The 24,410-nt window shown below is 45.1% G+C and carries 24 protein-coding genes; 10 read left to right on the top strand and 14 right to left on the bottom strand.

Features of this window, described 5'->3' with window-relative positions; translation table 11 throughout:
- Positions 1-63 precede the first annotated feature (63 nt).
- The 3 genes from CES79_RS08430 to CES79_RS08420 all read right to left on the bottom strand — a co-directional run bounded on the left by CES79_RS08430 (position 64) and on the right by CES79_RS08420 (position 2,889).
- Positions 64-1,170 (bottom strand): hypothetical protein, encoded by a 1,107-nt coding sequence (locus CES79_RS08430; RefSeq protein ID WP_225362363.1) that lies wholly within the window; start codon positions 1,168-1,170, stop codon positions 64-66.
- Between the two features lie 96 nt (positions 1,171-1,266).
- On the bottom strand, positions 1,267-2,115 hold the full coding sequence (locus tag CES79_RS08425; protein WP_089136896.1) for a DNA/RNA non-specific endonuclease: 849 nt from the start codon (positions 2,113-2,115) through the stop codon (positions 1,267-1,269).
- Positions 2,116-2,415: 300 nt separating this feature from the next.
- Entirely contained in the window at positions 2,416-2,889 is a 474-nt protein-coding gene (locus CES79_RS08420) for a hypothetical protein (protein ID WP_054656394.1), read from the bottom strand.
- 337 nt (positions 2,890-3,226) lie between these two features.
- Here CES79_RS08420 and CES79_RS08415 point away from each other — a divergent pair, with 337 nt between their 5' ends.
- The 3 genes from CES79_RS08415 to CES79_RS08405 all read left to right on the top strand — a co-directional run bounded on the left by CES79_RS08415 (position 3,227) and on the right by CES79_RS08405 (position 5,126).
- Positions 3,227-3,778, top strand: coding sequence for a hypothetical protein (locus tag CES79_RS08415; RefSeq protein ID WP_054656395.1), 552 nt, complete (start codon positions 3,227-3,229; stop codon positions 3,776-3,778).
- Positions 3,779-3,890: 112 nt separating this feature from the next.
- Complete coding sequence (locus tag CES79_RS08410) at positions 3,891-4,724, top strand: phage integrase N-terminal SAM-like domain-containing protein (protein ID WP_054656396.1); 834 nt, start codon at positions 3,891-3,893, stop codon at positions 4,722-4,724.
- A 93-nt stretch (positions 4,725-4,817) separates the two neighbouring features.
- Positions 4,818-5,126 (top strand): thioredoxin domain-containing protein, encoded by a 309-nt coding sequence (locus CES79_RS08405; RefSeq protein ID WP_054656397.1) that lies wholly within the window; start codon positions 4,818-4,820, stop codon positions 5,124-5,126.
- Positions 5,127-5,203: 77 nt separating this feature from the next.
- Here the strand turns inward: CES79_RS08405 and CES79_RS08400 are convergent, their stop codons facing one another.
- Both CES79_RS08400 and CES79_RS08395 read right to left on the bottom strand, forming a co-directional pair.
- Positions 5,204-6,304, bottom strand: a complete 1,101-nt coding sequence (locus CES79_RS08400) for an SdiA-regulated/phytase-like domain-containing protein (RefSeq protein ID WP_225362361.1) — start codon at positions 6,302-6,304, stop codon at positions 5,204-5,206.
- A 131-nt stretch (positions 6,305-6,435) separates the two neighbouring features.
- On the bottom strand, positions 6,436-6,861 hold the full coding sequence (locus CES79_RS08395; RefSeq protein ID WP_054656398.1) for a GNAT family N-acetyltransferase: 426 nt from the start codon (positions 6,859-6,861) through the stop codon (positions 6,436-6,438).
- Between the two features lie 545 nt (positions 6,862-7,406).
- On the opposite strand from CES79_RS08395, the gene CES79_RS08390 reads away from it, so the two are divergent.
- Together CES79_RS08390 and CES79_RS08385 are read left to right on the top strand one after the other, a co-directional pair.
- Positions 7,407-8,561: a D-alanyl-D-alanine carboxypeptidase family protein gene (locus CES79_RS08390; protein ID WP_225362359.1), complete on the top strand. Its 1,155-nt coding sequence runs from the start codon at positions 7,407-7,409 to the stop codon at positions 8,559-8,561.
- 140 nt (positions 8,562-8,701) lie between these two features.
- The gene (locus CES79_RS08385) at positions 8,702-9,979 is read left to right on the top strand and encodes a homoserine dehydrogenase (RefSeq protein WP_054656400.1); all 1,278 of its coding nucleotides are present in this window, start codon (positions 8,702-8,704) and stop codon (positions 9,977-9,979) included.
- A 97-nt stretch (positions 9,980-10,076) separates the two neighbouring features.
- Here CES79_RS08385 and CES79_RS08380 read toward each other — a convergent pair whose 3' ends face one another.
- Complete coding sequence (locus CES79_RS08380) at positions 10,077-11,399, bottom strand: C1 family peptidase (RefSeq protein WP_054656401.1); 1,323 nt, start codon at positions 11,397-11,399, stop codon at positions 10,077-10,079.
- A gap of 23 nt (positions 11,400-11,422) precedes the next feature.
- Positions 11,423-12,595, bottom strand: coding sequence for a multidrug effflux MFS transporter (locus CES79_RS08375; RefSeq protein ID WP_191983075.1), 1,173 nt, complete (start codon positions 12,593-12,595; stop codon positions 11,423-11,425).
- Positions 12,596-12,802: 207 nt separating this feature from the next.
- Here CES79_RS08375 and lepB point away from each other — a divergent pair, with 207 nt between their 5' ends.
- Both lepB and CES79_RS08365 read left to right on the top strand, forming a co-directional pair.
- Positions 12,803-13,387: a signal peptidase I gene (gene lepB, locus CES79_RS08370; protein ID WP_054656402.1), complete on the top strand. Its 585-nt coding sequence runs from the start codon at positions 12,803-12,805 to the stop codon at positions 13,385-13,387.
- Positions 13,388-13,712: 325 nt separating this feature from the next.
- Positions 13,713-14,402 (top strand): M57 family metalloprotease, encoded by a 690-nt coding sequence (locus tag CES79_RS08365; RefSeq protein WP_159459479.1) that lies wholly within the window; start codon positions 13,713-13,715, stop codon positions 14,400-14,402.
- A gap of 236 nt (positions 14,403-14,638) precedes the next feature.
- Here the strand turns inward: CES79_RS08365 and CES79_RS08360 are convergent, their stop codons facing one another.
- Complete coding sequence (locus CES79_RS08360) at positions 14,639-15,013, bottom strand: hypothetical protein (protein WP_054655640.1); 375 nt, start codon at positions 15,011-15,013, stop codon at positions 14,639-14,641.
- Between the two features lie 269 nt (positions 15,014-15,282).
- Positions 15,283-15,468, bottom strand: coding sequence for a hypothetical protein (locus tag CES79_RS08355; RefSeq protein WP_054655638.1), 186 nt, complete (start codon positions 15,466-15,468; stop codon positions 15,283-15,285).
- A 386-nt stretch (positions 15,469-15,854) separates the two neighbouring features.
- On the opposite strand from CES79_RS08355, the gene CES79_RS08350 reads away from it, so the two are divergent.
- Together CES79_RS08350 and CES79_RS08345 are read left to right on the top strand one after the other, a co-directional pair.
- Positions 15,855-16,283, top strand: coding sequence for a hypothetical protein (locus CES79_RS08350; protein WP_054655636.1), 429 nt, complete (start codon positions 15,855-15,857; stop codon positions 16,281-16,283).
- 33 nt (positions 16,284-16,316) lie between these two features.
- Positions 16,317-16,847: an alpha/beta hydrolase family protein gene (locus CES79_RS08345; protein ID WP_089136893.1), complete on the top strand. Its 531-nt coding sequence runs from the start codon at positions 16,317-16,319 to the stop codon at positions 16,845-16,847.
- A gap of 331 nt (positions 16,848-17,178) precedes the next feature.
- Here CES79_RS08345 and CES79_RS08340 read toward each other — a convergent pair whose 3' ends face one another.
- The 3 genes from CES79_RS08340 to CES79_RS08330 form a co-directional block, all read right to left on the bottom strand.
- On the bottom strand, positions 17,179-17,370 hold the full coding sequence (locus CES79_RS08340; RefSeq protein WP_089136892.1) for a hypothetical protein: 192 nt from the start codon (positions 17,368-17,370) through the stop codon (positions 17,179-17,181).
- 190 nt (positions 17,371-17,560) lie between these two features.
- A complete protein-coding gene (gene spxB, locus CES79_RS08335) occupies positions 17,561-19,321 on the bottom strand; it encodes a pyruvate oxidase (RefSeq protein ID WP_089136891.1) in 1,761 nt (586 codons plus the stop codon).
- A 203-nt stretch (positions 19,322-19,524) separates the two neighbouring features.
- On the bottom strand, positions 19,525-19,881 hold the full coding sequence (locus CES79_RS08330; protein WP_054655652.1) for an iron-sulfur cluster biosynthesis family protein: 357 nt from the start codon (positions 19,879-19,881) through the stop codon (positions 19,525-19,527).
- A 162-nt stretch (positions 19,882-20,043) separates the two neighbouring features.
- On the opposite strand from CES79_RS08330, the gene CES79_RS08325 reads away from it, so the two are divergent.
- Complete coding sequence (locus tag CES79_RS08325; RefSeq protein ID WP_191983074.1) at positions 20,044-20,547, top strand: acyl-CoA thioesterase; 504 nt, start codon at positions 20,044-20,046, stop codon at positions 20,545-20,547.
- 60 nt (positions 20,548-20,607) lie between these two features.
- Here the strand turns inward: CES79_RS08325 and mnmG are convergent, their stop codons facing one another.
- Both mnmG and mnmE read right to left on the bottom strand, forming a co-directional pair.
- Positions 20,608-22,521, bottom strand: a complete 1,914-nt coding sequence (gene mnmG, locus CES79_RS08320) for a tRNA uridine-5-carboxymethylaminomethyl(34) synthesis enzyme MnmG (RefSeq protein ID WP_089136890.1) — start codon at positions 22,519-22,521, stop codon at positions 20,608-20,610.
- A 29-nt stretch (positions 22,522-22,550) separates the two neighbouring features.
- The gene (gene mnmE / locus CES79_RS08315; RefSeq protein ID WP_089136889.1) at positions 22,551-23,942 is read right to left on the bottom strand and encodes a tRNA uridine-5-carboxymethylaminomethyl(34) synthesis GTPase MnmE; all 1,392 of its coding nucleotides are present in this window, start codon (positions 23,940-23,942) and stop codon (positions 22,551-22,553) included.
- Positions 23,943-24,410 lie beyond the last annotated feature (468 nt).

Below are 24,410 nucleotides of genomic sequence, written 5' to 3'. Positions count from 1 at the left end.
AGTTAAGAAGACAGTTGAAATACTTACCAATATTGACTTATGTCACAGTCACCTTTTAAATTATTAATAAACCGTCGTTGAAACTAACACTTCTGGACTGTGGTTGGTTAATAGGTAGCCATGCCCGGTTGAATCAAAGACCAACCCTTCAGTTTCACGTTTAGGTGTCAGCTCAGACCAATCGAATGACTTGTTAGTTAATGAACCGCGACCCTTTAACCGACTGGCTGGGAAACTAGCCACTGAGTCGTCAGAAATTAAATACAAGCGGCCCCGCTTGGCGTTATAGCCCATGCTTTGAACGTGGGTCCCTGGCAGATGTCTGAAGATTTGGTCCGTTCTTCTAAAAATCACGTGATGTGGCGAGATCTTTCCTTTATAGACGTTGACACCATCGCCTGGATTACTCCAGAAGTAGGCATTGCCATACTTATCGAAGGCTAAGGAATGTCCGCCATGAATGAAACCATGAGAAATTAACCGGAAACTGATTGCTCGGTCAGCCTTCAGCGTTTTCGTACTAATATGCTGAATATAGCCACCGGTGGACATTGGCATTCCCGATTTGGTTTTATTGTCACGCCACATATACAGTGAATGCTTCTTTGGATTATAAGCTAGTGATTGGCCGTGACCCGTACCAAACAAGCCGCCGACTTTAATTGCACGTTGAATGTTTTTTTGTTTCTCGGAATATCTGCCATGATGTTTCACGTACACTGACTGCAGCAATTTAGGTTCTTTGGTAACGCCTAATTGGGTCAGCCGTTTCATGTCAAAACGGACGATTCGGCCCCGGTTTCTACCTTTCTTGGGGCAGTAAACAATGTACATATAACCGCTCTTAGACATTGCGATGGATTGCGGGTTGCCCCAATGCTGGCGACCCTTTCCCGGATAAGGCAATAAAAAATGGGTCCTAAAAGTGACCTTTTTGCCCCTCACAGCCGTCATCTGATTTTCCTTATGCGACCTTCGCATATGCGTATAAGTTCTTGGTACCCGAATATATTTAACTTTCGAGTTATTGAGCATCCGCAATCGTGACGGATGGTTAATTAGTGCTGTGGACCGTTGATGATAAACCTTCACCGAGGCATTTGCCATGACTGCTTGTCCTAAAATCAGGCAGATAGCAAAACTCATCACCCCTAAAATAAACCGCTTCAAGTTGTTTCCCTCCATAAATAAGACAAATTTCAAAATATATCTTTATCATAAGGCAAAAACACATCTTATCTCAATAACATATTAAATATTTTTTGATTAATTACGACCAGCCACCGTTGATTGCCCAGTGGCATAATCGATTTCAGCACCTGGCTGAACATTAAAGATATAAACGTTAAAACGAATTGTATTACTGCCGATCGACTGGGCCTGCATTTGGACGCCGCGGGCTAACAGTTCGCTATGCCGAAAAACTGGCGTTACTCGATACCGTACTTCATTTGTCGCGTTTAATTTAAGGTAAGTCGCCACTTCAGTTTCGTAGTTTTCCATTCCGGGCGAATTCAGTGATCTGGTCCCCGTCATTAAATTTTTCGGGTTATTGTTTTGGCCAGTGAACTGGTAGCCGATCAAATGACTGCGGTTATATAACCAATCCGTTTTTCCCTGATAGGTAAACCGCTTATTGTGCCATCCCGTAGGACTAACGTACAGTGGTTCCCGCTGGGCATGGGGCATTAGTGATTTGGACAGTAATGCATCAGCACCCGTCACCCGGTTAAGGTTATCTAATTGATGATATTCTTGCCACGGGCCTTTAGCGGTGCTGAGCTGAGCCTTCGTAAAAGTTGGCACACCGTGATTGACCTGCACTACCTGCTGGCCGCGGTAGTTCAGATCTGCGAGTTGTGCCGTACTATTAGCTTGAGTGTGACCATCGGCATGCGGCTGACTCGTTGTGCTAGCAGACTGGCGACCCTTAAAGGTCTGAATGACTGAACTCGCCTTACTCTGCAGCGTCGTTTGACTGCTGGCAGAACTTGCCGTATCCGTCTTTGAATGCTGATTCCCCGTTGTACTAGAAATCCCCGCAATCAGTGCGACCGCAATCACCAGCCAGGTAAAAAACGAATTGCTATTACGTTTACGCCGTCGTCTTGGCATGTTATATCCCCCCTAAAAGTCTAATAGGTTTAGTTTACCAAATAAACATACGTTCGGTCTAGTCACATAAAAAAGAACCTGTGACATAAGTCGATATTGGTAAGTATCTCAACTGACTTCTTAACTGAAGATAATAAGAAAGTGTCTATTTATTCAATACTTCAATATAGTCTAATCGCGTGCCAAAACTCAGATTCCGGCCATTTAACCCCAAAAATGCTTGTCCCGACAAAGTTCGCCGGAACAAGCATTTTTGGGGTTAAATTCTGGAATCTACCGAGTTTTATCACAGCTTCATCATTAGTTCTGCAATTCCTGTGCTTTAAAATACTGCTGCTCTGCTTGCCGGCGTAATTCCACGGCTTCTGCAAAGGAGTGGGTGGCCCGATTTAACACGTAGCGGCCGTGATACATTAACCGTGCTACGTAGGTCCCCGATTTCTTATCAAAGGAAACCCCGATCACACCCGAACGATTCCGCTTGGAACGGATCAACGATGAATAGCCGATGCCATTTTGATCCACTAACGCGCCGCCCTGAGCATTAATAAAGCTTTCATTGTGCTGGGCGTTATGGCGCGATACCTCTCGTCGTAAACAGCCGCAGCTTCGGGTAATGCCCTTTCTAAGCGCATAGCCTTCAACTACTACCCGTTCGCCGCAGTCGCACAGACACAGCCAGCAAACGTTTCCATTTCGTGCCACCGTATCAGCACGCTTTTCGACCACTAATCTTCCAAACCGCTGATGAGTTAAATCAATACAATGACTCATTAAAGATCCTCCCCTTCGATTCAAATATATCCCCCATAACGCTGATCAGAAATAGTTAATGTGATTAACTATTCTGCCTGCTTCAGGGTACTATCCCCAACTTACGCCAACATTATACAATAATTTGACTATGAGATGTTTCTCATTTTTTCATTAATTATTGAAAAATTTGGTAATGTTCCCTGCATTGTATCTTCGCTATCAGCTAAAAGCGAACATTACCACTAATAATGCCAGCTATTCATTTACTTTGGAAAACCTTAACTTTATTTCAAATGCTTGCGTTGTCACTGCTTCCACTGCTATACTCGATTCACATAATAATGAGGTGATTAATATGAAAACATCCCGAATAAAGGTCCTGTTACTGAGTTTAGTTGCAGTTCTCGCTATTTTTCTAACCGCTTGCGGTAGTAAATCAGCCACTAATAAGTCACATGAACAGGCGAGTTTTAAAAACGAACCGACAACCACGAAACACGCCGACGTTAAATCAACGATTTTATCCGGCGACGGTTTCTGGTACTTAGCTGGTAAGATCAATCACAAGAGTAATTCTGGCATCGAAGCTGTCGCTTTTGACAAAAAGACGGGTAAAGCCACGATGTATAACGTTGATAAATTTTACAAGTCTTACAGTGCCGCTAAAAACGCCAAGGCCTTGAATAAGGAGGGCACCGTTAAGTACACGTTCACTAAAAACAAGCAGAATCAAACTTTGATCAAACTATCAGGTAAATTATCAGGTGTCCAGATGACGCAAACCGTTACCGTTAAAGACACAACTAAGGGGACCAATAAGTCGACTAAGTTACACCTCAGCGGTTATCACGCTGTTCGTGATGTCGATATGGATAAAACTAACGTCGTGTTTGTTGAAACCACTTAAACGCGTTAAATGACAGACTTTACAAAACCTGCGCCATGACGAGTCATTCGCCATAGCGCAGGTTTTTAACGTATAATAGGCCTAAAGATGATTCCAAAGGAGGTTGAGTTGTTTGTCGCATGCTAATGCTTATCCCTACCAAGAAGTTTTTGAACGTTATCTCAATCGCCAAGAACTGGCGCAACCCACCATTGCCGAATATCGTTCGGTCCTAGCCGATCTATTTAACTTTCTGAGTAACTTCAACGCTGGCTACCAAGCTGATCACCGGGTGGCAACGTTATTAGACCGGGACGTCGAGCAGTACCTGGCAATGCTAGTCAACCAGCGTCAAGTGACTAACGGCACTTACAATAAGATGCTGTCGCACATCAATATTTACTTTAAGTACCTGTTTACGCATGATCTGATCACGCACTATCCCACGCTCACATTAAAGGGCAAATCACACGATGATTTAAAAACACCGACAACCAAATGGCTGCACTTAATGCCAGCTATTTTGGCAAATCAGCAACTAGCCTTCTATACCCGTTTAACAATGCTGCTGACCAGTCGCTATTACACCATCTCGGAATTTTTAACGCCCGGCTTTTATCGGCAATTACACCCGCGGGACTTTAATCAAGATGAACGGACTTTCTGGCAAGATTATCAGCAATTCATCACCCCGTTACAAGCGCGCCAGCATAGTCAGGATCTGTTTTTAAAGCAGCGGTTAGACGGTGATCCTCACCTCACCGCTGCGGGACTGCATAAGTACTTAAAACCTGACGAAAAATTATTAGGCTTCGCGTTAACGCCCACTCGGTTATATCAAAGTGCCGTCTTGGATTATCTCTTACAGCATCCTAAATTAAGTGACCAGCAACTCAGTGAAAAACTGCGGCTTGACCCGCAATCGCTAAATTATTACCGGCAACTGGCGATGACGTACCGGGGATAAGTCGTTAACATGATAGCGCTTAACTTTTTGACCTTTACCACTGTATTTCAGAAACTTTTACGGTATGATTAGGGTAAAAGGAGTGTGGTTGTTATGGCAAAGGAAACAGTTACTGTTGATTTCGCAAAACTGGCTAGCCAGCACGCGGAATTTCTTAAGGAAAATCCTTGGATGATCCCCGTTGGTCTAACCGTTCAAATGGTTCCGCTGGCACTGTTGATTTATGGTCATGTCAAAACTAACATCTATAAAAAGAAGCTCCAAATCGAACGTGAAAAAACCAAGCAATTAACCTTGCAGCTTCAAAACGGCCATCCGTATAATCATGGTCATCACCGTCACCATTCAAAACACAATGGCAACTACCATGAATTTAACCCAGCAGCACCAAGACAACTTTAATCCACAAAAAAGCGGCTGATTTCCCAATTTAGGAAACTAGCCGCTTTTATTTTACTGCATAATACTTGGTCGTCTTTTTAGAAACCCGCTGTCGATCTCAAAACTTCCGGATTATGATTGGCCAGCAAGTAAGCAGTGCCAGCATTATCAAAGGTCAACCCTTCTATTTCACGTCTGGGCGTTAACTCCGACCATTCAAAAGAATGCCGGGTCAATGAGCCGTGACCATTCAGCTGTTTAGCGGGAAAACTAGCGATGGAGTCGTCAGAAACTAAGTATAACCGACCGCGTTTCGGGTTATAACCCATACTCTGGGCAAAGGTCCCGGGCGCCTTTTTGAGAATCTGATTCGTTCGCCGGAATTTAACGGAATGCTGAGTAATCCTACCCTTGTAAATAACCGCTCTAGGACCTTCTAAACTCCAGAAATAGACATTTCCATCCTGATCAAAGGTCTGGGTACCGCCGTAAACAGAAGCGTCGTGGCCATTCATGTGAAAACTAATGGCACGATCCGGTCTTAAGGTTTTAGCGCTAATGTGTTGAATATAGCCCTGATTGCCAATGGGACCACCGTTACCCTTACGATTATCACGCCACATATAGAGGCCCTGATCTTTTGGATTATAGGCGAGCGTCTGCCCATGACCCGTATCAAATAAGCGCCCAATCTTAATGGCCTTTTGCAGGGCCTTTTGGTGACTGGAATATTTGCCGTGGTGTTTAACGAATACGGATTCTAATCGCTTGGGATTTTTATAAACACCAAGCTGCTCTAACCGGTTTAAATCAAAACGGACGATCCGCCCCCGATTTCGCAAAACGATGGGACAATACACAATATACATCATGTTATCCTTCGAAATGGTGATGTTTTGCGGGTTTCCCCAATGCTGCTTATTTTTGCCAGGATAAGGCAATAGCAACCGGGTCTTGAAGGCCATTTTGGTCCCCGTAATTGACCGTACCCGATTCGTTTTCTTGGAAGTCTTCATATGTACATATCGCCGTGGTGCGTTGACGAAGTGGACCTTGGTATCATTGACCGTGCGCGTTCGATGATAGATAAACGCCGATGAATGCTGCCGGTGGACTTTAACCGCAGCAGTCGCCCTAATCGACTGCCCTAAACTCAAACACAAAATAAAACTCGCAAATAGAATTAGCAACCGTTTCAATACTTTTCCGCTCCCCTTAATAATCTATTATTGTTCCATGCTTAATAATAGGTCGCTGATTGTATGATTTTCAATAAGAATTTAATCTTTTGATAGAAAAAACGTTATGTTGTCATCATTAAGTCACTCAATCACCGTGCTTTAACGGTATCGATCAGCGTATAGTTTGCCGGTACTGCAATGCGGTCTTCACGTTTAATCGCAAACCCCTCACTGGCGTAAAATCTGAGGGCGGCTTCATTATCGATCACGCACTTTAACGTTAAGGTGCCCACTGCCTCCTGCCGCATTCTTTGAATCAGCGCGTGGCCAACCCCTTGATGCTGAAATTCGGGTGCCACAAATAACAGGTGAATAAAATCCATCACACGTAGCAGACTGGCAAAACCAGCGATCTGACCGTTGATCTCCGCCACAAATAGCGCCTCACCGCGTGAATCACGGGCAAAATCCGTTATGTTCGGCTGGGCAACCCACGGAAAATAACGCTGCCGATCACGTAAATAAATTTCTGCGACGGTTTCTCGCTCAGTTGGTTTCATTGGCCGGACTATCATTTCACTCTCTCCTCCTTAAATGACGTCTGAAAAAAGTATAGCATTAATGGTGATTAACAACCTGCTAAAAACGCTTCAGATGGTAGTTTATCGCTATTAAATTTTAATTATCTAATAACGTAATATCAGGTTATATGATTAAGAAATCAGCGTCAAAATATTGAAACTTCGGCTATTTAGGCTTATAGTTACTGAATGCTAAATAGCTAATAACCTTTTAAACCGCGTATTTTCAAGAAACGACCGTCCCAATCGGCGGTTATTTTTTGTGGTAATTAATAATTTCTATAATTTATAGCTGTTATCCATTTTTTTGCCACTCACTTTTCCATTTAACCCTATTTTACTAGAACTTAACTCTTTCTTTGACGCTTTTTAAGGTTATTTTCTGCTATACTAGTCACAGTTTTTGTGCTACGGAGGTGTACATTATTTTAAATCACACAAAACAGCGCGTATCGCGTCTATTGATCGCACTTATTTGTATGCTACTGGTGTTTTCACCAGCTAGTCCTAGTTTCGCTAAAAGTAAAAAGAACGGCCAAATGTCAGATTACACGAAAGTTAAATCCGCTTACGTCATGGATGCTAAAAGCGGCCAGACACTCTATCAAAACCATGCTGACCGGCAGTTACCGATTGCCAGTTTGTCCAAGATGATGACCCTTTATTTAACCACTCAGGCCATCAAACATCATCAGCTTCACTGGAACGATAAAGTCCCCGTGGATCATCAGCTGGTCAAAATGAGCAAGTCTTACAGTTTGGGATCCTTTAAAATTAAACATTCCGATCAGTATACCGTCAAAGACCTTTATCAAGCTGCTTTGATTGCGTCGTCTAATTCAGCTGCCATTGCCTTGGGTAAGGCAGTTACTGGCGGCGACAATGCCAAGTTCATTGCCATGATGAACCATCAGGCCAAAGTCTGGGGCATCGACGCTCACTTTGTCAGCAGCTCCGGGTTAGATAACACCGACCTTAAAAGCTATGGTTACCGGTTAGATGGAACGCCTGCCAAAGCTCAAAACATGGTCAGCGCCAAAGCCATCAGTATCGTAGCTCAGCATTTGATCAAGGCGTTCCCTCAAATCACAAAATGGAGCACCAAACCCAACGCCAAGTTGAACGGCCAGACATTAGTTAACGCTAATTCCATGTTGAAACCCGGCTTTTACTATCGTGCTAGCAACCATTTAACCGGCCTTAAAACCGGCTATACTGAAACTGCCGGTCTGTGCTTAACGGTCACCTACTGGCGTCATGGTCGTGAACTGATCGCCACCATCCTTGGCAGTAAGAGTACCTTCTCCGCGATGAACGGCCTGATCACTCACCTGGATAAAACGGTGAAAAGCAAGTCGATGACGGAAACACCCCAGAAATACCGGATTCACGGCCATCAGGTAACGGCTGATCCTGCTGAAGCACACACGCAAGTTTGGTACCGCATAGGTCAAGATCCTAAGAAGATTAAGATCACCAATCGGCTGACCGCTACTGAATTACCGGTTAAAAAGGGCCAGCAGTTAACGACCACGACCTTTAACAATACCGGCTTACCAACTGCCACCACGCAAACTGGCACAGCAGCTAAAACCGTGCGCAAACCAGTTGCCAAACAGGGTAACACCAGCGGCACCAACTGGTTCAGCCGTCTGTTTGCCGGTATTGGCAAGACCTTTTCACAAGTTTTTTAAATTTTTGTATTAAATCCAGGCTCACCTAAGTTGATTGACTTAGATGAGCTTTTTTATGAGAATTTATCCTTAATTTTCACAAAGTTCTCATTATATTTGCTATACTGGCAGGTAAACATCAAACAAGGAGCGCCATATATATGGATAAAATTAAAATTGGGCTGGTAGGCCTTGGAACCGTTGGCAGCAGCGTTCTTAAAATGATCACTGAAAATTCCGATAAGGTCCAAAACATCACCGGTCGCAGTCTGAGCGTTAAAACCGTTGTGATTAGAGACGTCGCCAAGCACCAGAATCAAGTCCCAGCAGGAGTCACCGTTACGACTGATCTAAACGCGATCATCAATGACCCTGAAATCAAAATTGCGGTGGAAGTGATGGGTGGCGTCCATCCAGCTAAGGAAGTCATCACGAAACTATTAAACGCTAAAAAGCACGTGGTCACCGCCAACAAGGATCTAATTGCTTCCGCGGGTGAAGAATTGGCCGCCATTGCCAAGCACAATCACTGCGACCTTATGTACGAAGCCAGCGTTGCCGGTGGGATCCCCATTTTAAGAACCATTGTGACCAGCTTTGCAGCCGACTATATTACTGAGGTCAAAGGGATCGTTAACGGCACGACCAACTACATCTTGACTCAAATGCAGCGCAAAAATTGGTCGTATGATCTGGCACTCGCGAAAGCTCAGGAACTGGGTTTCGCTGAATCCGACCCCACTAACGACGTGGAAGGTATCGACGCGGCTTACAAAATGATTATTTTGAGTCAATTCTCGTATGGTACCCACCTTAAGCTCGCCAATATGTCAGTGGAAGGTATTTCAACCATTCAGCAATCTGATGTCCAGCAGGCGGATGCGTTTGGTTACACCATCAAATTACTGGGGATCTCCCGGCGGATCGATGATGGGGTGTTTGCTGAAGTTGGCCCGGTACTGGTTCCTAAAGATCATCCGCTGGCAACGATCAATAACGAAAACAACGCGGTGATGGTCACGGGCCAAGCCGTTGGTGAAACCCTGTTCTACGGCCGTGGTGCCGGTGGCCTGCCAACCGCCAATAGCGTGTTAAGCGATATTGTCTCCGTCACTAAAAACATCGTTCTAGGCACTACCGGCAACTCCTTTAATAACTACCAAAGCAAAGTGGGCAAAGTTGATCTAAACAACGTCATCTACCCCTACTACCTCTCCTTAAACATGCTGGATGTCCCGGGTCAGATGCTAAAATTCACGCAAATTATGACCCAGATCGGTGCCAGCTTCAGCCGAATCGTCCAAACGAGTACTGATGGTCAAACGGCGCGCGTTGTGATCATTACTCACGAGATGTCAAAAGTTCAGTTACATGATTTAAAGCAGCAGTTACTGGCAGTCGACACCATGTCGTTACTGGCAGCTTACAAGGTTTTGTAACCTTAAATACAATAAAAGCGCAGATCAGTTTCCAAGTTTAGGAAACCCATCTGCGCTTTTACTGTATTTTGGAATCTACCGCGTTTTGTCACACACTTTACATCAACGGATCCCACGGTGCTAATTCAACTGGCTGATGCGCTAAGATTGCCCGCTGTTCAGCCGTCAAATACTTCTTGTGGACAACGACTTCATAGACGAACTGATCCATCCAGTCATCCGTCATCACGAAATAACCCTTTTCACCGTTTTTCTCGCCCCACGAATTTTCCACTTTCCAGCGGTTAGGCGTGCCGTCCACTAGATTGACCCCCGTTAAGGTCATGGCGTGGGTCACTTCGGCTTCGTGATAAGCGAAACGCTGGGCCTTATTTAACGTCAGATCGATCCCAAATAGTTCCGCACGCCGGTACAATTTAGCATCTAAGAAGCCCTGTTCACGGCTCATCTGCTGCAGCACATCGTTACCAAACCAGACCGTTTCGCCATCCTGCAGTTGGGCAATCGCCGTTTTTTTAAGGACGTCCATATCGACGTTTAAAAACTGAATCTGCTTACCGCCAGCGATGTTTTCCTGACTGGCTAAACGATACAGCTCATTTAGCGGTTTATCCGGTGAGTTGGTGACCACTACGTAATCTTCCAGATCAACGTCAAATTCCTGTTTGAAAAAGTCAGTCGGCGTCACATCGGCCTGCCGATGCCACTTTTTATCGTTATCACGGTACTCAAGATCAAAGGTTGCCGGTGGTTCACCAAAGGAATAGGCCGCCATGCGGTACACTTCGCCCACCATCTGCCGGCGTTTTTCATCCAGCTGATCAGCATTGGCACCTTCATGGACAAGATCCCGTAAAATCACCGCATCCCGCCGCATTTTAAGCGCTAAGGTCGACGCAAAGGCATTGGTATGGTCGGTATTATAAGTTTCTGGCATGGCATAGGCTGGCATGACACCGTATTTTTCGACCAGTGCCGCAGCCATTGGCCATTGACCGCCGTCGCCACCTGCCATTTTGAGATAAAAAGCCACTTCCCGGTCATTGGGACCCTTATCGGCCGTCGCTAAAATTTGCTGGTAGAACATATTCGCCCGTTCAACTCTATCCCAGAAGAATAAGTAGTTCTGCGATAATTCAAAGTTTTTCACGTGGTGGGTCTGTTCAAACCGGTGCCGTAACGTATTCAGTAATGAAAATTCCCAGCAGCGGCCACTTTGTTTTTGATTGGTCACCGTGCCGGTATCGAGTTCCACGGAAAATTCCCGGTGCAGGCGTACTTTCGCCGCTGGATCAGTCGCCGCGGCATTCACACCGTTCGTCATGACCGCGCGGCTAATCACATCCGCGTCTGGTCGCTGTTTGAGATCTTGATGATATTGTTTAAAATCACTTGCTGTTAATGCTGACGGTTTTTCCATTTTTAAACCTCCTAATCATACTTCTAAACTTGCTTCTGATGAGACAACCCTAACGCACCCAGACTATAGATGAGGATCAAACCCGCCATTGGGGCGTAACTGGCCGTACCGAATAAACCGACTAACGGTGAAGAAATCCCACCAAACGCGTTTTGTGACAAGCCTACCAGCGCCGATGCACTACCGGCATTTTGCGGGGTCTGATTCATGATGATCGCGGTGGTCAGCGTGAGTAACATACCCACAAACACCACTAAGAACCACAGCAGGACAGCCACTGCAATGAGTGGAAAATGCAGCCATGACCCCACTAACAAGATCATGCTATCCAGTAAGACCAGCACCATCCCAACCTTCACCTGAACGCGCTCTGATAATCGGTTCACCCGACTGGGCAAGCCACTGCCAATAACGATTCCCAGACCATTTATGGCGTAAAACAAGCTAAAGGCTTGCGCCGACAAATGAAAAAGTTGCTGGTAGATAAAGGTGGACGCCGAAATATAACTGAACAAACAACCATAGACCATCCCAGTGATCACAATGTTACGCAGAAACCCTGGCAGTTCAATTAACGTCTTAAAGGACTTAAACGTTGCAAATACCGGTCCCGTTAGCCGCTTTTCTGGTGCCAACGTTTCTGGGATGCCGATGACGATCAAACCAGCGAGCACTAACCCAACTACGCCTAAGAGAATAAACACTGCTTCCCAGGGGACAAACCGAATCATATAACCGCCAATGATCGGCGCAATGATAGGGAAAACACCGTTCACAGCGTTTAAAATCGCGTAAAAATTAGTCAGTGCGTGACCGCTAAATAGATCCCGGGCCACCGCTCGAGAAAGGACCTGCCCACTAGCTCCGGCAAGGCCTTGAATAAACCGCATGACGATCAGCATGGTGATCGAATGGGCCATCGCAATCAGCAATGAAGCCAACGCGAAGACCAAAAAGCCGACGATTAACGGTCTTTTACGGCCATAATGGTCGCTTAAGGGCCCCGCAATCAGCTGACCAAACGCGAGCCCTAAGAGACAAGCGGTTAAACTCAACTGAATCAGCGATGCCGACGTTTGGAACTGCCGCATCATTTGCGGTAATGCGGGTAAGTATAAATCAATGGACAGTGGCCCCGTGGCACTTAACGTCCCTAAAATTAAAACAAAACGCAGCCGGTGCTGTTGCTCAGACATGTTATTCATTCACCCCTTTAAAAACATCATACCTATAATGATAAGGAATTCTGCCAAAAATACTAGCGAAATCATTCACCGGCTAGTTAATATTGTGATAAATCACCATCATCTATTGTGCCTTTTAAGAAAAAAAGAGTAATATGAAGTGTATTTAACTAAGATAACAGTGTCTGTGATACAGGCATTGGAAGGGATAAAAACGCAATGAAATTCTTCAAAGAAATCGTGGTGCCGGTCGTCATTGGCCTGCTACTGGCATTCGGCCTAAAAAGTTTAGTGCTGTCACCAGTTCGGGTAGATGGTCCGTCGATGGAGCCTAACCTAACGAATAACGAACGGGTCTGGATGTTTAAACAAGCCAAGATCAAACACCTCAGTGTCATTGTTTTTGACGCCCATGGTGCTGATCCAGAAGCCGCCCCCGGAACGGATTACGTCAAGCGGGTCATCGGGCTGCCTGGTGACACCGTTTCCTTTGTGAACGACAAACTCTACGTCAACGATAAAGTGGTTAATCAGCATTTTATCAGCAAAGATGAGGCAACGACGGGGACTGGTTCCCATAACTGGACGTTACAGTCATTAGCCAAGCAGTATGGCTGGGGAAAACACGTCACCGTGGTGCCAAACGGTGAATACTTCGTTTTAGGTGACCACCGCAGTGTTTCTAACGATGGCCGCTACTGGGGCTTTGTGAAAAAGAATAAGGTCGCCGGTGTGGTCAAAGTGCCATTCTGGGCCGGTACTAAAACTGAACGTGCAAATGTAAATGGCTTAGGCTATGAATAACAGATAAAAAGAACCCCCATGACGTGTACCCCAAAGCTAAACAACTTTGGGGTACACGTCATGGGGGTTCTTTTTTTGCCAATCACTTCTCAGCTTGCTTTTTCTTTTTCAAAGCAGCCTTTGATAGGTGGCTTAAATCCTTATTTTTACGCCTGATGAACTTTTTTCTAGAATTGAGACTAAATAGTGGAACCATATTTTTTACCGCTCTATACTTAATTCATAATCGCGATTATAAGTTGTCAGTCACCTAAATTTTAGTAACACTTTGGAGGGGTTACTGATGTTAAAAGCGAAGATAATTGCTGTCTTCAAGGCTTTAAGCATGGCAGTGGTGCTTGCTGCATTAACGGCCATGCTGTCCATGGTAAGTTGTGTTCCTAAACAAATTGCATCTGCTCATTCCGTTTCACATATGACGCCGTTCAGTGCCTATCGTTATCAAGCGCCAGTGGCAACCATTCAGTTGACCGATTCCCGAACGAATAACCTATGGAAGGCGGCTATCAAGGCATGGAACAGAACCCACGCGTTTACGTTCAAGATCGTGAATAGCAACGCCCAGATCAAAGCGGATAGTTTTAGTAGTCTGAATGATGAATATCGCAACACAACTGGAATTACTTATACGCGTTACAGCGGAAATCAATTGTTATCAGCTAAAACCCAACTCAACCGCGGCTCACTAGCACTTTATCACTATAACATAAACGAGCAAACGAACGTGGCAGAGCATGAGTTAGGACATACAATAGGCCTGTTACACAACCCCGGTGAAGATAGTGTCATGTATTATCGAGACCGTTACGTTGCGGTGCAGCCCGTCGATATTGCAGCCGTCAAAAAGGATTATGGCACCACGACGTTTGAAGATACTTTTAACGACGCGCCAATTATTAGCCACACCTTTATTGATCCTGTCACCATTCGGGACCTTGTTCCACTTGCTGATCAAGCACCGGCATTTTCTCCCGTCAGAACACTCGTTGAAGCCACCAAGGCTAACCCCGGGTAAGTTCAATCAATCTTAATCCAAGTTTTAAAAATAGTTCATGCCGTTAATCAGTTTCCTTTAAATTACCAGTTGGATTATATATCAAATTCAGTTGACTGCTGGTCATGGTTCCCCCAAAATAACCGGCCAAAGCAGTGACTATTTCGATACCATTATCATGCTAAAAAAGCGCCCAGAAGCTCATTCTAAGCCCCTTAGCGCTTTTTCTGTCTGACGTAAACTACTAGTAGTTCACGTTACCAACCGTAGTGTAGTATCCACGGATTGCTGGTCCATGCGTCATAAGCATAACTAAGTTTGTGTCCACCTTCTGTAACGAAACTAATCGTTTTCCAGTGGTGTTTGTGTGTGTTATAAATTCGAACATCTTGTGCGGCATAGCTTGATGGTTTATACCGTGGATGAGTGAATTTTGTGCTGCCATCAATCGTCATCGTATGTTTAGTAATGTGTACCCCATGACTTTCGCTACCAGTATGCCAGTACCCTCTAATATATGATGGAAAGGCATGAATTGTACGTGCAGAGGCTGAACTAGAGCTAGCACCAAGACCCAAAAAGACAAATAACAAGCTTAAACCAAATCCTAAAAGAACTTTACGGACTTTCATAATGTGGCCTCCTTAATTGCTCAAAGCTTAACACTAATTCGGGTGTCATTGTTAGGTATGAGGTGCCCATTAACGAGATCAACTCTATTTTGTTGCCGAAGCTTAGGCAGACGAGGGAGTCAGTAGTAGCCCATCAATGAGCGATTGCATTTCAACAAATTGAAGAAAATAAAAAAGGGTAATCCGATATAAACCGGATTGCCGTTTGAACGTCTGTAAGGCTTGAATCCATGCAATAATAGCCGCCATTTAATCTTACTACTTCATTATCAACAGACAAAGCTATGAGCAGTAGCCCACCTAACCCCGTCATTATCGGTATCACTGATTTTAATTGGCAGTTGTTGGCCGGCATCTTCTGGCACGGTGAAAACTTGATTTATGCCGTCTATGGTCATCATAATTTCCTTTTCCAGACCAGATTGAATGACTGGCAACATATAAACTTTATTCAAGTTATCACCTCTAATGAAGTATTGTTTCGACAATTACGGCTATGCAGAAGGCAACAACTGCAACGGCTATTACCAACCCAACACAACCAGTAAAGCAACCGTTAATGCAGCCGCCTAGTTCTTCCAGGTCTTTCCCAAAATCTTCCATAACTATGGTTACGCTCCCTTGTAGATAGTATAACAGTGACCTGCTCCCCAAAACTAGAAATAGCTTTAGAGAGCAGGTCGCTGGGTTTCTTTTACAATATTTTACATATGGAAAGTCTTATTATACCAAACTTTATCGATCTTAAAATTGAATTACGGTCAACTCTGGAATTCTCGGGATACTAGACCTATGCTTAATTATGTTACATAAACTGTTGTCGTAAGAAGGAGACGGAATAATGAACAAATGTGTTACAGGTTTATTGGCCACGTCAGCACTTCTAGGTACTCTTACTTTGATGCCTACTCATGTATCTGCTGCTACGTGGCATAATGGTACACCAGTCACATTACGAGGGAAATACAAGGGTAGGCCTCTAGGCAAAGAAAGAAACTATTCGCGCATTTATATTAGACAAGATTCGGCACCATTCTACAATTTTTGGAGTCCTATGTATCATGGTAAGCGTAGTCTTACAGGATCTGCAATGCTAGGAATAGCAATGGATGCATCCTATAAAAAGATTGGCACTCATACCTATGAGATCAATGGCATGGATAAGATGGATGATGTTAATCAGACCATGCGCGTTTACAAACGAGGGTCAAAAATCAAATATACATGGACGCACTCCTTTAAACATCGTGCCTGGGAATACAAATATTAATACATCAAATCAAAAAAGAGGAAGTAAAATTCCATGAATAAATTAATCAAGGGACTAGCCGTTATCGTGCTTGCCCTAGCAACGTTCGGTGCTACATCTATGACTGCAAGTGCAACTGCTATATCTGGTATAAAATCTCACGCAATTATTCCTAAATCATTAAGGGGTGCTTGGTACAGCAAACCTAGTCTATCCAAGGATAGCGAGATTAAATTTACCAAGTATACCTACACTACTTGGTATCATAACCATAAAACTATAGGAAGTAGCAGATTTAAACCAATAGGACATTGTTCAACAGCTAAAGAAGGCCGTTCTGTCGGCAAAGATTATTACGCTTGCTTATTTACTGAACACAATAAGGGGTCTGCTTGGTACGCTTTTAGCGTCGGTGGTCTCTATGAAGTACCCGCGATGAGACGCACGCACGCTTATTTATATGATCATAGCGGTAAAAAATATCGCTATCCAGCTATTGAAAGTTCATTGAGATACATTTTTGGTAACCAAGGCGGAACTGAGCCTCAAAATCAATACTATTTCAAGGCTAGTGCTTGGAAATAACTAAATAGATCAATAGCGGACTGTCTCAATTAGGTAGTCCGTTTTTACTGCAAATAATTCCCCCTAGAACATTCAAATAGCCTTTAAAGCCGTCAAAAAATGGCTCTAAAGGCTATTTTACCAAGAACTTTTCAGCTTTTACCCTGACTTCTTATAGTGTCATGGTTTCCCAGTTATATGTCAATTATCATTGAAGCTATATGCCTGTACTTTAAGCCATTTTCATGATAGTAACCATATAGTGGCCTATCACTTTTCCCTGGATTTAAATTGTAGAACCACTTGTAAAATAAGCAAGTCGCTGTCCCCTCGTAGGATAATTTTTTATCTGTCATGAATTTCGTTGCTGATCTTTTTTGATTTGACTGGCCATTTTCTCCGCTTGGTGTCGCTGACGAGACATATTATTCTGTTTCGATTTGGCATACGCTGTGTACAATTCACCATAATCGATCTCGTGATCATTATTGGTGTCCCCTAATACCTGCTGCTTTGATCGTCTACCACTAAACCATTTTGCCATCGTTATTCCTCCCCAAGATAGTTATACTCGTATCATACCAGATTTGCCCACGGTGGCGTTAATTCCTGGTAATTTGTAATGCGACGAACCGCTATTACAAAATCTATTAAACGCAAACCAAAAAGCCCAGTACAATCTGATTATTGTACTGAGCTTTTCACGTTGAAAATTATTTTTCAGAACTTAAAACCTACTTATCATCGCCTTGAGCACGAAGCAGTTCACCTAATGATGGCTGCGTCTTTGGATCAATGTGGTACTTCTCTGAGTAAGCCTTAACAGTATCCGCGCCGTAGAGCTTTTCGTCTAATGGCATAAAGGCCGTCGCGATTGGATCATCAGGATTAATGTAGGCGTTGATCACGATCGGCTTCTTGTTGCCGTTGGCCTGTAAGTCCTTGACCTTAGCGAAGACCTCATCAAGATCAGCCTTATTCTTAACGGTAAAGCCAATCCCGCCAAGTCCTTCAGCCACCTTCGCCCAGTCGGCATCCGTTAGATCGACCCCGTAGAAGTGCTGCTTGGATTCCGCCTGTTCGTAGTAGATAAAGCCGAAGCGGTGATTGGTAAAGACGACGTTAATGACTGGCAGTTCATAACGAGCTTCAGTAATAATGTCAGGTGCTACCATGGCGAAACCGCCATCACCTGACAGTGACCAAGCCTGTGCATCCGGTACACTCAGCGCACCAGCCATCCCACCAGGCAGGCCAAAGCCCATGGTGGCAAATAAACCAGAAATGGCAAAACGCTGGTTCTTGTTCATCGGTAACCCACGAACGCCCCATTCAGAAACGTTCCCGGTATCAACCGCATAAGTGTCGTTAGGCCCTGCCAGTTCAGCAATCTTCTTAGTAACTGCTTCAGGGTTTAAGCCACGGCTCTCATCTTCAGCCTGTTCATCCAGCCACTTGTTCCAGTTCGCCTTATTTTCCTGGTTCGCTTTCAGCCAAGTATCTGCTGGACGTGTTTCACCGGTGGCAATCATATCATTTAGATAGCTCTTAGCATCCGCAATCACTGAATAATCAACGTCAACCGTCTTCCCAATATCAAATGGGTTCGTGTTTACTTGAATGATCTTTAAGTTCTTTGGCCAGAAGTTCGCAAACGGAAATTCAGAAGCCAAGAAGAGGATCAAATCAGCATGCTGCAGGGCTTCAAAGCCTGATTTTGTTCCTAACCGACCAAATGTGCCAATAAAGTTCGGGTGATCGGTTGAAATGACGCCCGTTGACGGTACCGTGTTCATCACTGGAATGTTGAACTGCTCGGAGAACTTCGTCAACACATCCCGGGCACCCAGCAAGCCGCGGCCAGCATAGATCAGTGGATGCTTAGCTTCCTTGATCATCTTAAGGCTGTCCTGGATAGCCTTTGGATCAACTGTTTGGCTGTAGTTATTCGTAACTTCTTTCGGTGTCTTTGATGGCACATAATCAATTTCTTTTTGGGTCAAGTCTTCAGGCAAAATGACCACTGCCACGCCGCTTTGACGGTAAGCTTCACGAATGGCTTCGTTGATGACATAGGGGATCTGTTCCGCCGTGGTGACGGTCCGGTTATAGACTGAAACATCATCAAACATTGGCCCTTCATCCATTTCCTGGAAGAAGTTGGTGTTCATCACCGGTTGGGCAACTTGGCCCACGATTGCCAGCACGGGCACGTGGTCCATCTTGGCATCGTAAAGGCCGTTGAACAGGTGAGTCGCACCAGGACCTGCGGAACCAAAAGTAACCCCGATCTTACCCGTGAATTTAGCATCGGCAGAAGCCGCAATGGCACCGACCTCTTCGTGGCGAACCTGAATATACTTCACCTTATCTTGCTCGAGATATAGACCTTCAACGGTATGGTTAATTGAGCCCCCAGGAATCCCATAAAGATGGTCAACGTCCCAATCTTCCAATACTTTAACTAATGCTTGTCCTGCCATCATCTTTGTCATCGTATCGCACTCCTCCATTAATTTCTCATCACAATTAAAACTATCCAATGCTTAAATTGTTTAACGTTAAAAAGTATAGTGCTGCAAGCTTTAAAAGTCACCTGATTTGCTTACTTTTTGTAAGTTAAGGTTTTCACAACGCTTTCACGCTTTTATTTCAACAAAAAACGGTCGCCGTTGAACAGTTCCCGTTTTTTTAATTTTTAGTTTCGTTCACTGACGATTTCCACGTTTTGATCAATTTCACCGCCTTCATCTGCTAGCACCATAGTCTGATACTTGGGCTGCAGCTTTAAGGTCATCTGATCACTCAGAAACCGGCCGGAATAGGATTTGATATACATTGGCTGTAAATTAGTCTCGATTTCTTCGTCGTAATCGTCATAGGGCTGGCTATCGTTGATCAGCACCAGTTGAAACGAGACCTGCAACGCAACTAGTCCATGGTGAGAATAGGGGCCAACCCCGTCGTCATAACTCAGTAAGATCCGAGTGTGATCCGTTAACTGCGGCTTGATTTTAGCAATGGCCTCTGGTGATAACGTTAAATGTCGTGTCATTTTGATCGCTTCTTTCATTAATTTTGACTTCATTATGAAAGTTGTCTGCCCGTAATACAATTAATATGATTCTAACTCACTCATTTTAAATGTAACCGCTTCAATACCCCTTTCGAATCTATGTTAGAATAGCCCTAATTATGGATTACTGGAGGTCACATTATGAGCATCAATCAGTTAACCTGTCACGAAACCTTAGTCAGTTCAAGTCACCGGGTATTCAGCGCGGATTTAAATGAACACAACACTGTGTTTGGTGGTCGAATTCTGTCATTAGTTGATGATACGAGCTCAATTGCGGCCTCGCGCGCCATCCATCAAGTCCAGGTCACGGCGACGATGGATCACATGGCCTTCATTGCCCCGTTCGTCATGCAAGACGCCATGCTGATCGAATCCTACGTCACTGGTACCAGCCACCGTTCACTGGAAGTCTTCGTTAAAGGGCTGGGCGAACACTTACTGACTGGCGAGCAGTTTGTAGGCTTTACCTGTTTTGTTACCTTCGTCACGGTGGCTAATCCAGCAAATCCGCCGCTGCCAAAAATTATGCCGGAAACGGATGAAGAAAAATTTCTCTGCAGCGGCTACGCGGACCGGTTAGTGCAGCGCAAAGCGGACCGGAATTATCAAAAGGGATTATTCAAACATCTAGATCTCAATTAAATTAAAAAAAGACTAAATCCTCGCAACTCAGCGAAGATTTAGTCTTTTTGATTTTCTTGATTATGCGTGAATCTTAGCAATCTTACCCCGTTCGATATAGATGCTCAAGATCGCAATATCAGCTGGGTTAACCCCACTGATCCGCGTTGCTTGGGCAATAGTTTCCGGCCGGATCTTGTCGAGCTTTTGATGGGCTTCCGTGGCGAGACCGTCAATGGCATCAAAATCGATGTTATCGGGAATCTTTTTAGCTTCCATCTTCTTCATCTTAGCCACGCTTTCTTCGGCTTTCTTGATGTAGCCGGCGTACTTGATGCGAATTTCGATCTCTTCAATGACGCGGCGATCCAGCGGCTTTTCAGGCGCCGGAATAAACCGGAGCAAGTCGGCATAAGTTACCCGTGGCCGTCGAAGGAATTCAGACGCTAGCACACCGTCTTTCAGTGGCTTTTCGTTGCGTGATTCAACGTAAGCATTCACTTCAGGCGATGGCTTGACCCGCACCGTATTTAAGCGGGCAAGTTCATCTTTGATGGCTTGGCGCTTCGCCAAAAAGGCGTTGTAGCGGTCATCGGAAATCAGCCCCAGTTCATGGCCCTTAGGCGTCAAACGCAGGTCAGCATTATCGTGCCGTAAAATTAAGCGGTATTCCGCACGGCTAGTCAGCAAGCGGTAAGGTTCGTTAGTCCCCTTAGTCACCAGATCATCGATCATGACGCCAATGTAGCCTTCGGACCGCTTCATGACGTAAGGTTCCTTGCCTAATGCCCGTAAACCGGCGTTAATCCCAGCCATGATTCCTTGACCGGCAGCTTCTTCGTAACCCGAAGTTCCGTTGGTCTGACCAGCAGTATACAGGTTCTTGATTAATTTTGTTTCAAGAGTTGGGCGCAGTTGGTAAGGGGAAACAACATCGTATTCAATGGCGTAACCTGGACGCATCAACTCGGCTTTTTCCAACCCTTTGATCGAATGGAGGATCTTTTGCTGAACTTCTTCAGGCATGGAAGTCGATAGTCCTTGAACGTACCATTCATCCGTCTTGCGGCCTTCTGGTTCCAAGAACAGCTGGTGGCGGCTCTTGTCCGCAAACCGCACGATCTTGTCCTCAATTGATGGACAGTAACGGGGTCCAACCCCTTCGATTACACCGGTAAACATGGGTGCGCGGTCGAGGTTGGCCCGAATGATTTTATGAGTTGTTTCGTTGGTGTAGGTTAACCAGCATGAGAGTTGATTTTTAAGCGCTAAATAGTTTTCATCCGGCGTTTCAAAACTAAAGTGGTTCGGTTCTTTATCACCAGGCTGTTCTTCGGTTTCGTCATAGTTGATCGTATTGCCGTCCACTCGTGGCGGTGTCCCAGTCTTAAACCGTTCCAGCTTTAAACCGTATTTTTCGAGGTTCTTAGTGAGTTTCATGGCTGGCTGGGAGTTATTAGGCCCCGACGAGTACATGAGCTCTCCGATGATAATTTTGCCCCGTGCGGCCGTTCCAGCAGCGATCACCACCGTTTTAGCGTTGTAGTGCGCGCCGGTATTGGTAATGACCCCCTTGCAGACCCCGTCTTCAACGATCAGATCGTCGACGATGCCCTGACGCAGGGTTAAATTTGGTTCCTTTTCCAAGGTGTGTTTCATTTCAGCGTGGTAAGCATGCTTATCGGCTTGGGCCCGTAATGCCCGAACAGCCGGTCCCTTACCCGTATTGAGCATCCGCATCTGGACGTAAGTTTTGTCAATGTTACGGCCCATTTCACCGCCCAATGCGTCAATTTCACGTACGACGATTCCCTTGGCTGGGCCACCGACCGATGGGTTACATGGCATAAAGGCCACCATATCCAAGTTAATCGTCATTAATAACGTCTGGTTGCCCATTCGCGCAGCTGCCAGCGCTGCTTCTACACCGGCATGACCGGCACCTACGATAATCACATCATAGTCCTGACCCTGATAGGGTTGAATCTCAGGCATGTTGTTTCCTCCTAAATAAATTCTCTCGTTTACTTACCAACACAAAATTGACTGAACAGCTGGTCTAATAACTCATCTTGATAGCTATCGCCAGTGATCTCACCCAGTTTATTCCAGCATCTAGTCATATCGATCTGGACCAGATCAACCGGCATGCCGGCTGCAATCCCGCTCATAACATCATCTAACGCCGAACTGGCTTGTTTTAACAGGCCAATATGACGGGCGTTAGTAACCATCACGTTACCCCGGCCCGTTTCGATACCTTCATCAAAGAAGAGGTGGCTGATCTCGCCTTCCAGCTGATCGACCCCCTGATTTTGCGTCATAGAGGCTTTTATAATCTTCGTATCACCGGCTAATTGCTCTAATTCGGGCATTTCCAGTTTCAGTGGTAAATCGGTTTTATTTAAAATAATGATCCGTTTTTCATCCGCCGTATCGGTTAATAACTGCCGGTCTTCTTTGGTTAACGGTTCGCTGGCATCGAGTACCAAAATGACTAGATCAGCCGCCGCAATCGCTTTTTTAGACCGTTCAACACCGATTTTTTCAACCTTATCATCCGTATGATGAATACCGGCTGTATCGACTAATTTTAACGGGACACCGCCGACATTGACGTATTCTTCAATCACGTCTCGGGTCGTTCCCGCAACGTCGGTCACGATGGCTTTATCTTCGTGCAGCAGTTCATTTAGTAAACTGGATTTACCCACGTTTGGCCGGCCAACAATCGCGGTCGCCAGACCATCACGCAGTACTTTACCCTGCTTAGCAGTTTTGAGTAGTTGCTGAATCGAAGCCTTCACTTCTTTGGCTTTTTCCAGCAGTAGCTTCGTCGTCATGGTTTCCACGTCATCGTATTCAGGGTAGTCAATGTTGACCTCGACTTGCGCCAAAACTTCCAAAATATCCTGACGTAGCTTTTTGATCAACCGCGATAAACTGCCGTCAAGCTGGTTTAAAGCGACCTTCATTGACCGGTCCGTTTTCGCCCGAATCAGATCCATGACCGCTTCAGCCTGACTTAAATCAATGCGGCCGTTGAGGAAAGCACGCTTGGTGAACTCACCGGGCTCAGCCAGTCGAGCACCTTGACTGATAACAAGCTGCAAAATGTCATTGGTGGCAACTAAACCACCGTGACAGTTGATTTCAAGCACGTCTTCACGGGTGTATGTCTTAGGCGCCCGCATAACGGAAACCATCACTTCATCCACTTCTGACTGCGTTTCAGGATCAATGATATGGCCATAATTGATTGTGTGACTTTTCACCTTATCCAACGCTTTGCCCTTAAATAACGGCATAACTGCTTCAAAAGCATGGTCGCCGCTCACTCGAATAATTGAGATGCCACCCTCACCAGGCGGTGTTGCAACGGCCGCAATCGTGTCAAATTCACTTGTTGTCGTCATGTCTATCCCTCCATTGATTAATTGTTCATATTTTCACGCACAAAAAAAGTGCCCACTCCATGCCCCTAACAGCATGGATAAAGCACTTTGACTACTTTATCTATTTAAGATAAGAATGATTAGTTATCATAATAGACTGGAATCAGAAGCGTGTCAAGGATAAAAAAGGTGCAGAAACGAGCGGTTAGATAGCGGTGTGTAAGCCACTGTCAGCAAGGCCGCGCTGTTCTTTGGCGTGGTTTTGCTGACAGTGGCTTACATGCAGCTATCTGCTCGTTGGCGCCCGATTAGGCTATATAAGCGGAAAGCACTTAACCTCTTGTTTATTCACAGCTCTCCCCTGTTATCTAGCCGAAACTGGCTCCGAAAAGCAGGGAGTTGCACCTAAGGAGGAAACGGTATAAACCCAAGCCCGTGGTTTACACCGTTTCCTCCTTAGGCTCCACTCCCTAACCGCTTTTTTCCGCA

Source organism: Secundilactobacillus silagei JCM 19001 (genome assembly GCF_002217945.1).
In the GTDB taxonomy this organism is placed as follows: domain Bacteria; phylum Bacillota; class Bacilli; order Lactobacillales; family Lactobacillaceae; genus Secundilactobacillus; species Secundilactobacillus silagei.
This window is presented reverse-complemented; position numbering and strand designations above follow the sequence as displayed.

Coding starts and splice junctions, on each gene's coding strand:
- CES79_RS08425 (WP_089136896.1), bottom strand. CDS start 2,115: ATGCCAAGACGACGGCGTAAACGTAATAGCAATTCGTTTTTTACCTGG.
- CES79_RS08420 (WP_054656394.1), bottom strand. CDS start 2,889: ATGAGTCATTGTATTGATTTAACTCATCAGCGGTTTGGAAGATTAGTG.
- CES79_RS08415 (WP_054656395.1), top strand. CDS start 3,227: ATGAAAACATCCCGAATAAAGGTCCTGTTACTGAGTTTAGTTGCAGTT.
- CES79_RS08405 (WP_054656397.1), top strand. CDS start 4,818: ATGGCAAAGGAAACAGTTACTGTTGATTTCGCAAAACTGGCTAGCCAG.
- CES79_RS08395 (WP_054656398.1), bottom strand. CDS start 6,861: ATGATAGTCCGGCCAATGAAACCAACTGAGCGAGAAACCGTCGCAGAA.
- CES79_RS08390 (WP_225362359.1), top strand. CDS start 7,407: ATGTCAGATTACACGAAAGTTAAATCCGCTTACGTCATGGATGCTAAA.
- CES79_RS08385 (WP_054656400.1), top strand. CDS start 8,702: ATGGATAAAATTAAAATTGGGCTGGTAGGCCTTGGAACCGTTGGCAGC.
- CES79_RS08380 (WP_054656401.1), bottom strand. CDS start 11,399: ATGGAAAAACCGTCAGCATTAACAGCAAGTGATTTTAAACAATATCAT.
- CES79_RS08375 (WP_191983075.1), bottom strand. CDS start 12,595: ATGTCTGAGCAACAGCACCGGCTGCGTTTTGTTTTAATTTTAGGGACG.
- lepB (WP_054656402.1), top strand. CDS start 12,803: ATGAAATTCTTCAAAGAAATCGTGGTGCCGGTCGTCATTGGCCTGCTA.
- CES79_RS08365 (WP_159459479.1), top strand. CDS start 13,713: ATGGCAGTGGTGCTTGCTGCATTAACGGCCATGCTGTCCATGGTAAGT.
- CES79_RS08360 (WP_054655640.1), bottom strand. CDS start 15,013: ATGAAAGTCCGTAAAGTTCTTTTAGGATTTGGTTTAAGCTTGTTATTT.
- CES79_RS08350 (WP_054655636.1), top strand. CDS start 15,855: ATGAACAAATGTGTTACAGGTTTATTGGCCACGTCAGCACTTCTAGGT.
- CES79_RS08345 (WP_089136893.1), top strand. CDS start 16,317: ATGAATAAATTAATCAAGGGACTAGCCGTTATCGTGCTTGCCCTAGCA.
- CES79_RS08340 (WP_089136892.1), bottom strand. CDS start 17,370: ATGGCAAAATGGTTTAGTGGTAGACGATCAAAGCAGCAGGTATTAGGG.
- spxB (WP_089136891.1), bottom strand. CDS start 19,321: ATGACAAAGATGATGGCAGGACAAGCATTAGTTAAAGTATTGGAAGAT.
- CES79_RS08330 (WP_054655652.1), bottom strand. CDS start 19,881: ATGACACGACATTTAACGTTATCACCAGAGGCCATTGCTAAAATCAAG.
- CES79_RS08325 (WP_191983074.1), top strand. CDS start 20,044: ATGAGCATCAATCAGTTAACCTGTCACGAAACCTTAGTCAGTTCAAGT.
- mnmG (WP_089136890.1), bottom strand. CDS start 22,521: ATGCCTGAGATTCAACCCTATCAGGGTCAGGACTATGATGTGATTATC.
- mnmE (WP_089136889.1), bottom strand. CDS start 23,942: ATGACGACAACAAGTGAATTTGACACGATTGCGGCCGTTGCAACACCG.